13 protein-coding genes are annotated in these 14750 nt (G+C 42.7%); 4 read left to right on the top strand and 9 right to left on the bottom strand.

The window, feature by feature from the left end; genetic code table 11:
• Nucleotides 1-3: 3 nt before the first annotated feature.
• The 3 genes from G5B00_RS11675 to G5B00_RS11665 all read right to left on the bottom strand — a co-directional run bounded on the left by G5B00_RS11675 (nucleotide 4) and on the right by G5B00_RS11665 (nucleotide 3019).
• Complete coding sequence (locus G5B00_RS11675; protein WP_163875330.1) at nucleotides 4-1395, bottom strand: NAD(P)(+) transhydrogenase (Re/Si-specific) subunit beta; 1392 nt, start codon at nucleotides 1393-1395, stop codon at nucleotides 4-6.
• A gap of 110 nt (nucleotides 1396-1505) precedes the next feature.
• Complete coding sequence (locus G5B00_RS11670) at nucleotides 1506-1793, bottom strand: NAD(P) transhydrogenase subunit alpha (RefSeq protein WP_163875327.1); 288 nt, start codon at nucleotides 1791-1793, stop codon at nucleotides 1506-1508.
• Between the two features lie 101 nt (nucleotides 1794-1894).
• The gene (locus G5B00_RS11665) at nucleotides 1895-3019 is read right to left on the bottom strand and encodes a Re/Si-specific NAD(P)(+) transhydrogenase subunit alpha (protein WP_163875324.1); all 1125 of its coding nucleotides are present in this window, start codon (nucleotides 3017-3019) and stop codon (nucleotides 1895-1897) included.
• Nucleotides 3020-3491: 472 nt separating this feature from the next.
• Between G5B00_RS11665 and G5B00_RS11660 the strand changes: the two genes are divergently transcribed.
• The 4 genes from G5B00_RS11660 to G5B00_RS11645 all read left to right on the top strand — a co-directional run bounded on the left by G5B00_RS11660 (nucleotide 3492) and on the right by G5B00_RS11645 (nucleotide 9808).
• Nucleotides 3492-4094 carry a TetR/AcrR family transcriptional regulator gene (locus tag G5B00_RS11660; RefSeq protein ID WP_163875321.1) on the top strand — a complete coding sequence of 201 codons (603 nt, stop codon included), beginning with the start codon at nucleotides 3492-3494 and terminating at the stop codon, nucleotides 4092-4094.
• Between the two features lie 6 nt (nucleotides 4095-4100).
• Nucleotides 4101-5447 (top strand): TolC family protein, encoded by a 1347-nt coding sequence (locus G5B00_RS11655; protein ID WP_163875318.1) that lies wholly within the window; start codon nucleotides 4101-4103, stop codon nucleotides 5445-5447.
• Between the two features lie 22 nt (nucleotides 5448-5469).
• Nucleotides 5470-6522, top strand: a complete 1053-nt coding sequence (locus G5B00_RS11650) for an efflux RND transporter periplasmic adaptor subunit (RefSeq protein WP_163875315.1) — start codon at nucleotides 5470-5472, stop codon at nucleotides 6520-6522.
• Between the two features lie 76 nt (nucleotides 6523-6598).
• Nucleotides 6599-9808: an efflux RND transporter permease subunit gene (locus tag G5B00_RS11645; protein ID WP_163875312.1), complete on the top strand. Its 3210-nt coding sequence runs from the start codon at nucleotides 6599-6601 to the stop codon at nucleotides 9806-9808.
• 41 nt (nucleotides 9809-9849) lie between these two features.
• Here G5B00_RS11645 and G5B00_RS11640 read toward each other — a convergent pair whose 3' ends face one another.
• The 6 genes from G5B00_RS11640 to G5B00_RS11615 all read right to left on the bottom strand — a co-directional run bounded on the left by G5B00_RS11640 (nucleotide 9850) and on the right by G5B00_RS11615 (nucleotide 14725).
• Nucleotides 9850-10905: a patatin-like phospholipase family protein gene (locus G5B00_RS11640; RefSeq protein WP_163875309.1), complete on the bottom strand. Its 1056-nt coding sequence runs from the start codon at nucleotides 10903-10905 to the stop codon at nucleotides 9850-9852.
• A 6-nt stretch (nucleotides 10906-10911) separates the two neighbouring features.
• Entirely contained in the window at nucleotides 10912-11865 is a 954-nt protein-coding gene (locus tag G5B00_RS11635) for an acetyl-CoA carboxylase carboxyltransferase subunit alpha (protein WP_163875306.1), read from the bottom strand.
• 102 nt (nucleotides 11866-11967) lie between these two features.
• Entirely contained in the window at nucleotides 11968-12942 is a 975-nt protein-coding gene (locus G5B00_RS11630) for a bifunctional riboflavin kinase/FAD synthetase (RefSeq protein WP_163875303.1), read from the bottom strand.
• Nucleotides 12943-12957: 15 nt separating this feature from the next.
• Entirely contained in the window at nucleotides 12958-13683 is a 726-nt protein-coding gene (truB, locus tag G5B00_RS11625; RefSeq protein WP_163875301.1) for a tRNA pseudouridine(55) synthase TruB, read from the bottom strand.
• Nucleotides 13683-14477 (bottom strand): undecaprenyl-diphosphate phosphatase, encoded by a 795-nt coding sequence (locus G5B00_RS11620; RefSeq protein WP_163875298.1) that lies wholly within the window; start codon nucleotides 14475-14477, stop codon nucleotides 13683-13685. Before G5B00_RS11620 ends, truB begins: the two co-directional genes overlap by 1 nt.
• A gap of 2 nt (nucleotides 14478-14479) precedes the next feature.
• The gene (locus tag G5B00_RS11615; RefSeq protein WP_163875295.1) at nucleotides 14480-14725 is read right to left on the bottom strand and encodes a DUF3098 domain-containing protein; all 246 of its coding nucleotides are present in this window, start codon (nucleotides 14723-14725) and stop codon (nucleotides 14480-14482) included.
• Between the last annotated feature and the right edge of the window lie 25 nt (nucleotides 14726-14750).

Genomic DNA, 14750 nt, shown 5'->3' with positions numbered 1-14750 from the left:
TTTTTACAGTTCTTTCAACTCACCGACCAATTTTGTAATGGTTTGTTTGGCGTCGCCAAACAGCATCAAACAGTTGTCTGCGCCGAATAGCTCGTTTTCGATACCGGCATATCCTTTGCCCATGCTTCTTTTGCTGACAATCACGGTTTGTGCTTTTTCGACATTGAGTACAGGCATTCCGAAAATTGGGCTATTGGGATTTGTCTTTGCGGCAGGGTTTACGACGTCATTGGCTCCGACGATAAAAACCAGATCCGTATTGGCAAAATCATCGTTGATCTCGTCCATTTCAATTAGTTTGTCATAGGAGATGTTCGCTTCGGCCAATAGTACGTTCATGTGTCCGGGCATCCTTCCCGCTACAGGGTGAATAGCAAAACGAACATTGACTCCTTTCTTTTCACACAATTCGCTCAACTCGCGGATGGTATGTTGTGCCTGTGCTACAGCCATTCCGTATCCGGGGACAATAATCAAAGAAGAAATAGAGTCAAAGATTTGGGCTGCTTCCTCTACGCCTACCTCTTTGACGACTATTTGTGGGCCGTCGGCGGCTTCTCCACCTGTAGCAGAGGTCTGTCCAAATCCACCCAAAAGCACATTCATCAGTGAACGATTCATGGCCTTACACATGATTTGGGTAAGGATAATACCTGATGCACCCACCAGCGCTCCGGATACGATAAGTACATTGTTATTGAGTACAAAACCGGTTGCACAGGCAGCCATTCCCGAATAGGAATTCAATAAAGAGATCACTACGGGCATATCCGCTCCTCCGATAGGAATAACCACAAGCACCCCGATGATCAAGGACACCACAGCCAATAGGACCATATAGGTGGGGTTAGAAAAGTCTGTCAAGGCAAATACCGTAATGCTAATAGCAGAAATCAACAATATTAGATTGATGAGGTGCTGACCTGTGAAGACAATGGCACGACCGGAAATATTGCCGCTAAGTTTCAAAAAGGCAATGATCGAACCTGTAAACGTAATCCCTCCGATGAGAATACTCAATGCCACGCTGATACCGGTAATGGAGTCTACGGCAATACCTTTCTCTTGTGTGTTTAACCAAAAATCAGATAAGGCCACAGCAAGAGATGCTAATCCTCCGAAACCATTGAACAACGCGACCATTTCGGGAATTTTGGTCATTTGTACTTTAAAGGCGATTACGAGTCCTATGGCCGAACCGATGACAATACAGATCAATATATCAACCAAGGAAATAGCTTCCACCTGTACAACAGTAGCTAAGATCGCAATAAACATACCCACGGAAGACACAGCGTTTCCTTGACGCGCTGTTTTGGTACGCCCTAGCATTTTGATACCTATGATGAAGAGTATAGAGGCGATTAGGTAAGATATTTGTATAATGATATTCATTTTTTTCTTAAAGTAATTTTAATGGATAACAAGTACCAGTTTGGACATTTTGCAGTTAAAACATAACAACAGCCATGATATATTTATGCAAAAGGCATAACGGATGTACTTTATTTTTTCTTAAACATTTTCAACATCCTGTCGGTCACGGCATAACCACCAACAACGTTAATAGTCGCTAGAACAAGGGCAGCCATTCCGAGCCATTTACTGACAGATACATAACCTAGTTCATTACAGGCAATGATAGCTCCGACTATCGTAATGCCGGATATGGCATTCGATCCCGACATGAGTGGTGTATGTAGGGTAGGAGGTATTTTGTTGATCAATTCAAAGCCAAGATAGCTAGCCAATATTAATATATAAAGCAGAATGATAAAAGCGTCAATAGTCATAGCTTATAGTGTTAATTGTTGTTTAATCGTTTAATAGCTTAATTGTTTATATCGTTGATTAGTCGAATGGTCAATTTCCTCTTTTTCAAATCTTTCATTCCCTAATTGCCCAAAATAGATTTTGTAAGTTCATGTACCAGCTCGCCTTGATGGGTGACTAAGGCTCCCTTTGTTATTTCCTCTTCAAGCTCCCATTTGAACCCGTCTTTGGTAGCCAGATGAAGCAAGAGTGTACTGATATTGGTTGCGTACAATTGGCTTGCATTGATCGGTAAGAGGGAAGGGATATTGGATTCGCCGATAATGGTGACCCCATGTTTTTCGACAGTTTTGTTGTATTCCGACAAAGCACAGTTGCCGCCGGATTCGACTGCCATATCGACTATGACCGATCCGGGCTTCATCGATTTGACCATCTCCTCGGTCACGAGGAGAGGTGATTTCTTGCCAATGACCAACGCAGTTGTGATGACCAGGTCAGCATCTTTGATCTTGTCTTTGATCAGTTGCTGCTGTTTGGCCAAGAACTCTTGCGAAACTTCTTTTGCATATCCGCCTTCTATTTTGACTTCTTCTGTACTCTCGACGACGAGGAATCGGCCTCCTAACGATTCGACCTGTTCTTTTGTTTCGGGACGTACATCAGAGACTTCGACCACTGCACCCAGGCGTTTTGCCGTCGCAATCGCTTGCAGACCGGCTACACCGGCTCCAAAAATAAGGACTTTAGCCGGTGTAATCGTACCTGCTGCAGTCATCATCAAAGGAAATATCTTTCCTAATACATTAGCACCCATGATCACGGCCTTGTATCCAGCTAGATTGGCCTGTGAACTTAATGCATCCATTTTTTGGGCACGGGATATCCGCGGTACAGCGTCCATCGCAAATGCGGTTATTTGGCGGCTATTAAATATGTCCAACAATTTAGGTTGTGTGTAGGGATACAAAAGTGAAATGCTTATTGCCCCGTTTTTAAATTCAGAAGCTTCTTCCATAGTTGGCGCATTTACCTTGAGAATGACATCTGCTTGGTATATTGTTGATTTTGGGACAATATTTGCACCGGCTTGTGTATAATCATTGTCCGAGAAATTGGAACCGAGTCCGGCACCACTTTCGATTTGAACGCGAAACTCTTTCTTGATAAGAAGTTTGACTATTTCCGGACTGAGCGCAACGCGTCGTTCATTTGTTTTGGTTTCTTTCAGTACTCCTAAGATCATTACTTTTTTATAGATTTTATTATTGGTTTATTAATAATTCGCTTCATATCTATTGAAACTTATCTGTTGCTATTGACAAATGTAAAATTTTAATAGACATTTTTGTAACAAAATATTACGAGAAATAGATTTATTGTTCTTTTTCTTATAGAAAATTGATAAAAAAAAGAAATTATTCTATTCGTGTAGCATAAATGTGTAATCGAACGTAAAAGAAGAATGCTTCTGATGTTTCATGGACTTGGGGATAGGCAATTGGTTCTTGTTTTACAAACTCTAAAATTTAAGTAAACACAACAGATGTCTGTTTTTTTTTAATGTCGTGGGGGATCTTTGATGAAGTCGATTGCGATGAACGGCAACGGAAATTTTATGATTTTTGTCATAAAATTGTTTTTTTCAATCTTTTCTCGATGTTTGTTTTAACCTTTTTGTACTTTTGAACAATTTTTAATAAAAGTCAAAAGATAAAATGGACAAACGTAAGGAGGAGATCGTTGAGGTAGCGTTAAAACGTTTCGCACATTATGGTTTTAACAAGACGACGATGAATGAGATCGCCGACGATCTCGGTATCACCAAAGCCAATCTTTATTACTATTATCCGGACAAATTCGCCCTTATCAAGGATGTGATCCGTCATGTTGTCATGCAGATCCAAAAGGAGGAAAAAAGCATTATCCATTCGTATCGCAACAACTTTTTGGAGGTCATGTTTTCTCTGTTGGAACTACGGGCATCATATTTGAAGAAATACTACGTTTTGCATATCAATGAAAATCTGGAATGGATCAAGGGGGTGGAGATCAACGATTTTCTGGAAGAGTGTCATGCCGAAGAGCTTGTTCATCTAAAGTCATTACTTCTGAAGGCTGTGGAAAGCGGAGAACTTCTGATTGAGGACGTCGATGAAACCTGTAGTGTCTATATCGAAATCGTCAAGGCCATCGGTATCATGCACAATGTGCACGACATCATCACGGGTATTCCGAATCAAGAAAATGTAGAAAAGATATTGGATAGTCAAAAGAGAGCAACAAAATTAATATTTGAAAACAGAATAAACAGGAAATAAATTAGAATGAAAAGAAGTAGAATCATAGCTATACTGGTTGCCGGGCTGTTTTCTGGCTCCGTAGTGAAGGCTCAGGAAGTGCTGACACTTCAACAGGCTATCAAATATGCATTGGAAAATAAGGCTGAAGCAAAGAAGTCTGCACTGGAACTGGAAAATGCACAATATCAGATTGATGAAGTGAGAGCTGGTGCTTTGCCACAGGTGAATGGATCCGGTGGTCTCACATATAATCCCATGCTTCAAAAGGTAGCTTTACCAGGAGGGATCATAGGAATGCCTGGAGAGACCGTGATGGTAGCGATGGGACAAAAATGGCAATCTCAGGCCGCTTTGCAAGTTGATCAGCAGCTTTTTAATCAGTCCCTGTTTACAGGCTTGAAAGCTGCAAAGACAACAAAAGAGTTTTATCAAGTCAACAAAGCATTGAGTGATGAACAACTGATTGAGAAGGTTGCCAACTCATATTATGAGGTTTATCAAACAAGATTACAGATAGAAACCATAGAGACAAATCTTAACAACACATTGAAAACCCGAAATGTTATCAAAGGTTTGGTTGATGCCGGATTAGGAAAAAAGATTGATCTGGATAGGATTACGGTAGCATTGAATAATCTGGAAGCCAATAAACAGATTGTTAGTAATGCATTAAAACTACAGGAGAATGCGTTAAAATTTGCCATAGGAATGCCCATTGACAGAGAAGTAAAGCTTTCGAAAGAAACTTTTGCCGTAAACGAAGGCTCGGCACTAATAGAGCCATTAGATCTAAATGGCCGTACGGAAGTCCAATTGTTTGAAAAACAGATCGAATTGCTCCAATTGAACAAACAAGCTATGCGTGCCGATTATTTCCCGCGGTTATCTTTTACAGGAAATCTTGGATATCTAGGCATGGGGCCGGTGTTTCCGATATTTTCTGCAAACGATGGTGTAAAATGGTCGGGTTTTTCGGGTTTGGGGCTAAATCTTTCCATACCTATTTTTAACGGTGGAGCTACCAAGTCGAGGATAAGTCAAGCTAACATTCAACTAAAACAGGCAGAGGTAGATTTGATGGATACTAAACTGGGACTTCAGCTCGGTAACGAAAATGCAAAAGCTCAAATCAAAAATTCTCTATTGACCATCCATACCAATCGAGCTAATGTCACATTGGCAAAAGAAGTATTGGAAAATACAGAAAATAACTATAAAAATGGTTTAGCTACATTGACTGAACTTCTGGATGCTGAAACAGCCTACGCAGATGCTCAAAACAACCTAACGACATCCTTGCTGAATTATAAAATAGCAGAGGTTCAATTGATCAAAGCAAACGGACAACTTAAATCATTAATCAACGAATAACAAACAACAACATAACAATTATATGAAACGTGCAATCATCAGTGTAATCATTATCGGAGCAATACTTGCAGGTATAATTTACATTTTAAGGAATAATAAGGCTAAAAACGAAGCTGTCACCCAAGCGGCAGCCGTCACAAATGCGGAGGTCGCTGTACGTGTGGCTTCTGTACAGTCGGAGCAGGTAGATTTGACCTATACTTCCAATGGTACATTTGAGCCTAAACAAGAAGTTACTGTGTCGGCACAAGCTGCAGGACGTGTGGTGCGTGTGTTGGTCGACGAGGGAGCAAGAGTATCTGCGGGACAGACGTTGGCAATAGTCGAAGGTGATAAGGTCAATGTCAATGTAGCCAATGCCCAGGCAGTATACAATGATGCTGAGGCCAATGTACAGCGTTTTGAAAGTGCTTTTGCAACTGGTGGTGTGACCAAGCAACAGTTGGATCAGGTCAAACTACAGTTCGAAAATGCAAAGAACAATTTGCAGAGTGCCAAATTAATGGCTGGCGATGTGACTATCAAAACATCTGTTGCAGGGATTGTCAACTCACGCATGATCGAACCGGGTACATATGTCAACCCAGGTACAGCCGCATTTGACATTGTCAATATAAGCGCTTTGAAATTGCGTGTCAATGCGGATGAGAAAAATGTTGCTGCACTGCGAGTAGGACAGACTGTCCAAGTGACGGTAAGCGTATTGCCGGATAAAGTGCTAAGCGGTAAGATTACGTTTATTGCGCCCAAGTCAGATGGAAGCCTGAACTTTCCGGTAGAAATCGAAGTAGCCAATCCGAATAATGAGCTACGTGCCGGCATGTACGGTACAGCCAACTTCGGTAGCCAATCGGGTACCGTATTGGTAGCTCCCCGGGCTGCTTTTGTAGGTAGTGTGAGTGACAATAAAGTGTTTGTCGCCCGTGATGGCAAAGCGATAGCTGCTAAAGTTGTCTCTGGGCGTAATTTTGGTGATAATGTGGAGATTTTGGGTGGTTTGAAAGAAGGTGACCAAGTGATTATATCCGGCCAGATCAATGTCTTTGATCAAACACCTATCACTATTATTAAGTAATTCAGTTTTAGGCTGTAAGCTATAGGTTGATTGCCTATGGCCTAAAGCCTGTTGCCTACAGCTAAAAAAGTAAAAAATGAAGATTTCTGAAATTTCGATAAAAAGGCCAAGTTTGATCATTGTGATGTTTATCATATTGGTTCTTGGCGGTATATTTTCTTATACGAGGCTCGGATATGAGTTGATACCCAAGTTTGACATCAAGGTCATCATGATACAGACCATCTATCCGGGAGCTTCACCCACAGAGGTAGAAAATACGGTAACAAAGAAGATTGAGGACGCGGTTTCGTCGCTCGAAATGGTCAAGAAGATCGAATCGACTTCACTGGAAAATGTGTCCGTTGTGATGGTTACATTGAACGAAGAGGCGGATGTCAACTTTTTGTTGACCGATGCGCAACGTAAGATCAATGCGATTCTCAACACATTGCCAGATGATGTAGACCCACCTATTCTGAACAAATTCTCTTTGGATGATATGCCGATTATGAGTTTGGCTATTACCTCCAATCTGTCTGAAAAGGATTTGTATGACCTATTGGACAAAAAAATACAACCTGTCTTTGCCCGTATCAATGGTGTGGCAAAGGTAGATATGATCGGCGGTGAGGAGCGTGAGATCCAGGTCAAAGTAGATCCGGAAAAATTGGAAGGGTATGGTCTGTCCATCATGCAGGTGCAACAGGTCATAGCGGCATCCAACCTGGATTTTCCTACAGGAAGCGTCCAATCCGGCGAAAAGAGAAATACAATCCGTCTGGCGGGTAAGGTCAATTCGATCGGCGAATTGCGTAATCTGCCTATTACAACGCCAAAGGGTATAACCATATTCTTGCGGGATATAGCTGATATACAGGATGGCGTGGTCGATATTGAGAAAATCGCGCGATTGGATCGTAAAAACACCATCTTGATGCAGGTCTACAAACAGTCTGATGCGAATGCAGTAGCGGTATCCAAATTGGTTCAAAAAGCTATTGCAGAGAAAGATCGAGAAGGAAAAGTAGTAAAAGGGATCGAAAAAGACTACGAAAAAGAAGGTGTACAGGTCATTATTGCCAATGACAGTAGTGAATATACGCTTAGCTCCGCCAACCACGTTATGAAAGATTTGGCATTGGCCGTGGTATTGGTGGGTTTCATCATGCTTTTCTTCTTGCATAGTCTGCGCAATGCGGCCATCACGATGGTGGCGATTCCATTGTCGCTGATCGCTACCTTTATCGGTTTCCTATTCATGGGATACACGCTGAATCTGATGTCTCTATTGGGATTATCGCTTGTGGTCGGTATCCTGGTGGATGATGCGATCGTTGTGATCGAGAATATCCACCGGCACATGGAGATGGGCAAGAGCCGTATCCGTGCGGCATACGATGGAGCAAAGGAGATCGGGTTTACCGTCACGGCGATTACATTGGTTATCGTCGTTGTATTCTTGCCTATAGCGATGTCTACCGGTTTGGTGGCCAATATCCTCGCACAGTTTTGTGTGACAGTCATCATCTCTACAGGTTTGTCGTTGTTGGTCTCCTTTACGGTTGTGCCTTGGTTGTATTCCCGTTTTGGTAAGATCGAACATATCAGTTCGTCTTCATTTGTGGGAAGGATAGTTTTAGGTTTTGAAAGAGGACTTTCTAAGTTTACCCATTGGATTTCGGGGATTCTACAATGGTCTTTGCGTAGTAGAACGAACAAGGTGCTGACTTTATTGGTTGCGATAATTATGTTTTTTGCTTCCTTGTCATTACCTATTTTGGGCTTTATCGGGGGAGACTTTTTCCCGGCCAACGATAGGGGGGAGTTCATGATGCAGTTTGAGTTGGAAAAAGATGCTTCCTTGGAAGTGACAAACCAATTGACACAACGTGCAGAAAACTATATTTCAGCTAAGCCCGAAGTCGGACGTATGATTACGACGGTAGGACAGTCCAGCGATGGAGGATTCGGTGCGATATCGGGAAATCGGTATAAATCGGAGATCCACGTTGTCTTAAAAGATGAATATCAAGGTGTACTGAACTCCAAAGTATATTCTGCGGAGCTAAAACGTGAACTTGAAAATGAATTGGTAGGCGCTAAGGTGCGTACGGTCAATATGGGATTGATGGGAGCAGAGCAGGCTCCGATTCACCTGACCGTGATCGGTACGACGATGGAAGATGCATTGGAATTTGCTAACCAAGCTGCGGAAATCTTGCAAGATATTCCAGGTGCTTCGCAGGTCAAATTGTCCTCGGAAGATGGAAACCCCGAAATCAACGTGAAAGTAGATCGTGAGAAAATGACTTCGCTGGGGCTCAATGTGGCTACTGTAGGTGGAACGATGCAGGTCGCTTTCTCGGGCAACACGGACAACAAGTTCCGGGCGGGTGAAAATGAGTACGATATCAACATACAATTTGACGATAAAGGAAGAGCGAGTATCGATGATGTGCGCAACTTGAAATTTATCAATGATAAAGGAACCGCTATCACACTGCAACAGTTTGCTGAAGTGACCTATGGATCAGGACCTACTTTGTTGGAGCGTCGTGACAAGACACCTTCGGTGTCGGTCAAGGCAACCGTAATAGGTCGTCCTGCCGGTACGGTCGCGCAAGAGTGGCAAGTGGAGTTTGACAAATTGCCCAAGAAAACAGGGGTAGCCACCTTGTGGGGTGGAAATATGGAAAATCAGGAAGAAGGTTTTGGTACCTTGGGTATAGCTCTGTTAGCTTCTATTGTGTTGGTTTACTTGGTTATGGTAGCACTGTATGACAACTTTATCACACCTTTCGTGGTCTTGTTCTCCATTCCATTGTCTTTTATTGGAGCATTATTGGGGCTGGCATTGACCAATCAGACATTGAATATCTTTACCATTTTGGGAATCATTATGTTGATTGGTTTGGTGGCGAAGAATGCGATATTGTTGGTAGACTTTGCCAATCATAAGAAAGATTCGGGGGCCAATACACACGATGCACTGGTCGCTGCTAACCATGCCCGTCTGCGTCCTATTCTCATGACGACGATTGCAATGGTATTTGGTATGATTCCGATTGCGATGGCAACAGGAGGTATTGCGGATACGAATAGAGGGTTGGCTATTGTTATCATCGGTGGTCTATTGTCGTCCATGTTTTTGACATTGGTCGTCGTACCGGTCGTGTATTCTATATTCGATAGTCTACAACGCCGATTTGGTAAGAGTAGAAAAATAGATTACGAGGCGGAGATGGTCGCCGACTACGTGCCGAATGAAAGCTATGTCGATGAGTTGGATATGAAGCATGAGTAAAGCAAAAAGAAAGGGAGTTTTTTTTAAACTCCCTTTCTTTTTTATTTTCCCAAAAGATTCCAGACAGACTTTTTTCGTTTCTCGACTTCATGCCGATCACGGATGAGATCGTGAGCCAGTTGATCGATGATTTGTTCATTATCACTGATCAGTTTATCCGCCAGTGCGACTATCTTTTGAATGTTTGATTTGTTGGCAGCGTCCATGGCCGGGTTGATGGAAGAAAGGTTATGGGGCTCTATACGGATATAGTTGCCAAGTCGGTTGACCGACCGGAATAGCTGTCTTAAAAAATAGTCGTTGCTTTCGGAAGAGCTTGCCGTCATGATATCTACCAAGGCGGGGCCTATAGAAATAGCCCATTTTTTCTTGAAATCTTCGTAATTGTAGGCATTCTTTGTGATGCCTGTACCTAAGGATAAGATGTGGACATCACTGATGTTGAACGTATTGAATGTCTTCAATACTTCCAATAATGCAGCTATACTCGGATTGTGAGCAAATAGACCTCCGTCGACCAATACGTATCTGGTATTTGCCAGGGAAAAAATCTCGGCGACCGAAAAGAAAGTCGGAGCGGCAGACGTAGCCCGACATACATCCCGTAGATAGAAATCGCGGGAATCGCCGTGGGAGATCGCTTTTTGTTGCCTGAACAGATGGTTTTTACGGAGTTCGATATTGTATGCCGTGATGATACAGGGCTTGATGAGTTGACTGAGCTTGGCGTCACCAAAATAATCCAATAGTATTTTTTCCAGTACTTCTTCATCGTATATCTCACTCAACAAGCCAAACTTGCTCAAGAACCTTCGCCAATTGCGGGTAGAAAAGATACTTTCTCCATGTTCCAGATAAATGCTTAAAGCCTCGCGCGCACTGAATTTGGGCCGTCCAGGGTCTTCTTCGGAGGGGAAAAGCAGGAGAGAGGTCAGAATACCACCTGTACTCGTCCCCGAAAAAAAATCGAAATAGTCTGATATATGTGCGTTTGGGTTATTGCTGTGTTCTTTCAGCTTATCTTCCAGAGCGGCTACGACCATACCGGGGATGATACCTCGGATGCCGCCACCATCTATAGAGAGAATTCTTTTCATTTGTCTTTATTCGTTCACAACACCCATTTTACTGAATTTGTCTATACGTTCGGCAACCAAGGTCTGTGTATCCTTGGATTTGAGGAAGGAGAGGTCTTGCAAGATTTGACTTTTGACATTTTGAGCTGCGACTTCGGGGTTCTGGTGTGCTCCGCCCAAAGGCTCTGGAATAATACCGTCAATAAGACCATTTGCCAACATGTCGTTTGCGGTCAATTTTAAGGCTTCTGCTGCCCGTTCTTTGTGATCCCAACTCCTCCAAAGTATAGATGAGCAGGATTCAGGAGAGATGACCGAATACCAAGTGTTTTCCATCATGTATACACGATCACCTACACCGATACCTAATGCTCCGCCCGAAGCTCCTTCACCGATGACTATACAGATCACCGGTACAGTCAAGACAGACATTTCTAAAAGATTTCGCGCGATGGCTTCGCCTTGTCCTCGTTCTTCGGCCTCAAGACCGGGGTAGGCTCCCATTGTATCGATTAGGGTAATGATAGGTTTGTTAAATTTTTCGGCCATTTTCATGAGGCGTAGTGCTTTGCGATAGCCTTCGGGATTGGCCATACCAAAATTCCGGAATTGCCTTTCTTTGGTGTTTTTTCCTTTTTGATGACCGATGACCATCACAGATTGTCCACCTATCGATGCAAAGCCGCCTACAATGGCTTTGTCATCTCTGACGGTACGGTCTCCATGCAGTTCGACAAACTCGTCGCATATCATTTCGATGTAGTCAAAAGTTTGTGGTCGGTCCGGATGTCTGGACATTTGTACTTTTTGCCATCCGGTTAGGTTTTGATAGACATCTACTTTGGCTTGTTCCAGTTTTTTTTCCAGTTCCTTTACAGTGGCACTCATGTCCACATGGGTTTTTTCGGCAACCTGGTTTACTTTCTCTATCTGTGTTTGCAAATCTGCAATAGGTTTTTCAAAATCAAATGTTGTTTCCATACTGAATACGGTTTCACGTTCAAAAGTCAGCTAAGTTAATGTATTTTTCGGGGAAAATAAAAATGTATATATAGAAGAGTAAGGGCAAATTATTATTTGCCCCTACTTGAAATACGCCCTAATAGCATCTTCATCTTTCTTTATCTGGGCTTGTAGCTCTTCTAAAGAATCAAAACGTTCGTCGTGTCGTATAAAATGCTTGAAGCGAAGACGTAAAGTCTTGGAATAAAGATCATCCTTGAAGTCGAGCAAGTTTACTTCTATCTTTCGGGCCATGCCGTCTATGGTTGGTCTGTTACCTATATAGCACATACCTTTAGCAACACTGGTCGGTTGAGGTTCGAAATATTCACCCGAGGCGATGGAGGGGACATGTGGATATATCTCGACTTCGACGGCATAGATACCATATGCGGGTATCAGTTTATGGGTTTCGTGTACATGCAGATTGGCAGTCGGGAAACCTATGGTACGTCCAATCTGATCCCCCCGAACAATAGTTCCGGTCAATTCGAAAGGGTAATCCAAATATTTGTTGGCCGTATCGATGTCACCTTTTATCAGGGCCTCACGTATCCGTGTCGAAGAGACAGCTACATCGTCTATATCCTGTTTGGGGATCTCTAAAACCTCGTAGTCAAAGATATGAGCCAACTCGGTGAGATTTTTTATACTTCCTTTGCGATCTTTGCCAAAATGGTGGTCATAGCCGATGATAATCCGTTTGGTCCCCAGTTTGTCCACGAGTACATTGCGGATATATTCTTCCGGACTTTGATTTGAGAAGTCTCTCGTAAAAGGGGTAATGATCAAGTGATCCAATCCGGATAAGGCCAGACGATGTGTCTTTTCCTCGATATCGTTGATCAACCGTAGGTCTTCGTCATCGGGATTGATGATGAGGCGAGGGTGGGGAAAGAATGTCAACAGTACCGATTCACCGTTTTTCTCGTTAGCGCAATCGACTAGTTTCTTCAATATTTTTTGATGACCGATATGTACCCCGTCAAAAGTACCTATCGTGACCACCGCATTTTCCAATGGTTCGAATTCAGTAAGATTTCTATATATTTTCATTTCTAAATGTCTTGTTTAGATGACCCAATTGGTCTTTTGTGCCCTGATTGTCTCAATCAGTTCTTCCAGATTCCAGGCATTGTCAACGTGAAACCCACCACTCATTGTTCGGCGCAATGAAGACAAATGGGCGCCATTTTGCAGTCTTTTGCCAAAATCATGGGCTATCGATCGGATATAGGTGCCTTTCGAGCATCTGATCCTAAAATACACCAAAGGTAATTCAATCTTTTCGATTTCAAACGCGTGGATGAATACCTTTCGGGACTTTAGTGTCACTTCTTCTCCTCGTCTTGCTATTTCGTAAGCACGTTCGCCATTGATCTGTATAGCCGAATGCGCTGGCGGAAATTGCTCTATTTCTCCAAGGAAAGATTTTGTGGTTTCGTAGATTTGCTCTTCGGTAATCGCACCAATATCAAATGTTTGGTCTATGTCCGTCTCCAGATCATAGGAGGGAGTTGTCGCTCCCAGTGTAATGATGCCTGTGTATTCTTTGTCCTCGGCTTGATATAAGTCTATTTTCTTGGTGAGTTTGCCTGTACATATAATCAAGAGTCCTGTCGCCAAAGGATCTAATGTGCCTGCGTGTCCGACCTTAACTTTCAAGGGTTTGATCGTGTTTCGGAGTTTTCCGATCACATCAAAACTTGTCCATGACAGCGGCTTGTCCACCAAAAGGATCTCGCCTTCGGCAAAAGAGAATAAAGGAGTACTGTTTTTATCTTTCGGAATATGCATTAGATGACTTGTAGATTGTGACCGCTCAGCAACAGGATGATGATGACCAAACCAACGACAATCCTGTACCAACCAAAAGCCTTGAAACCGTATTTGGTCAGTACACTAATAAAGGATTTGATCGCAATGATCGCAACGACAAGGCCGACGATATTCCCGACGATCAATAGATTGATTTCTTCTCCGGTCAAAGTGTGGCCTTCCTTGAAAAACTTAAGGAGTTTGACCAAAGACGCCCCGAACATCATCGGCAAGGCCAGGAAAAAAGAAAACTCTGCTGCCGCCTTGCGAGTCAATTTTTGGGTCATACCACCGACAATAGTACTGGCTGATCGGGATGTACCGGGGATCAACGCCAAACATTGGTAACAGCCGATAATGAAAGCCTGCTTGAACGATATGTCGTCGGAGTCGTCTGTTGTTGGACGATTGAACCATTTGTCAACAAACAATAGGATCACACCCCCAATGACCAGCATGATGGCTACCATCATCGGGCTTTCTAATAGTGAATCGATGACATCGTTCAATAGTAACCCAAGTATAGATGCCGGAATAGCTGCTACGATGAGCTTATAGTAGAAATCAAGGGATTTGAAAAAGCGTCTCCAGTACAAGAAGAGCACGGATAGGATAGTGCCCAGTTGAATGACGATGGTAAACAATTTGACGAAATCGGAAGGCTCCATCCCCATCAATGCGGTTCCGATAATCATGTGTCCTGTGGAAGAGACCGGTAAAAACTCGGTCAATCCCTCTATAATAGCCAAAATAATGGCCTCAAAATAACTCATTATTATTGGATTTCCTTGTTGTTCTTAGGTTTGTATAAAATAGCAACGAAGCCGACGGCAAAACCAATGACAATAACTAAAGGGGCTAACGTGATTTTAGTAAAGCTGTATATGTCCTCTTTGCCCATCATAAGAAGAAAACCAATGAAAACAATAAGGATGCTGATCAAGAATAAGATATAATTGATCTTTTGGAATACAAATCCGGCTTTGTTGTTGTCGTTAGTAGATGTTTTTTTCTGTGACATTTTCTTTTTGTTTAGTTGACAGTTG

It is taken from the genome of Parapedobacter sp. SGR-10 (assembly GCF_011030405.1).
Taxonomy (GTDB): Bacteria; Bacteroidota; Bacteroidia; order Sphingobacteriales; family Sphingobacteriaceae; genus Sphingobacterium.
The sequence above is the reverse complement of the archived record's forward strand: the minus strand, read 5'-3'. Positions and strand labels throughout refer to the sequence as shown.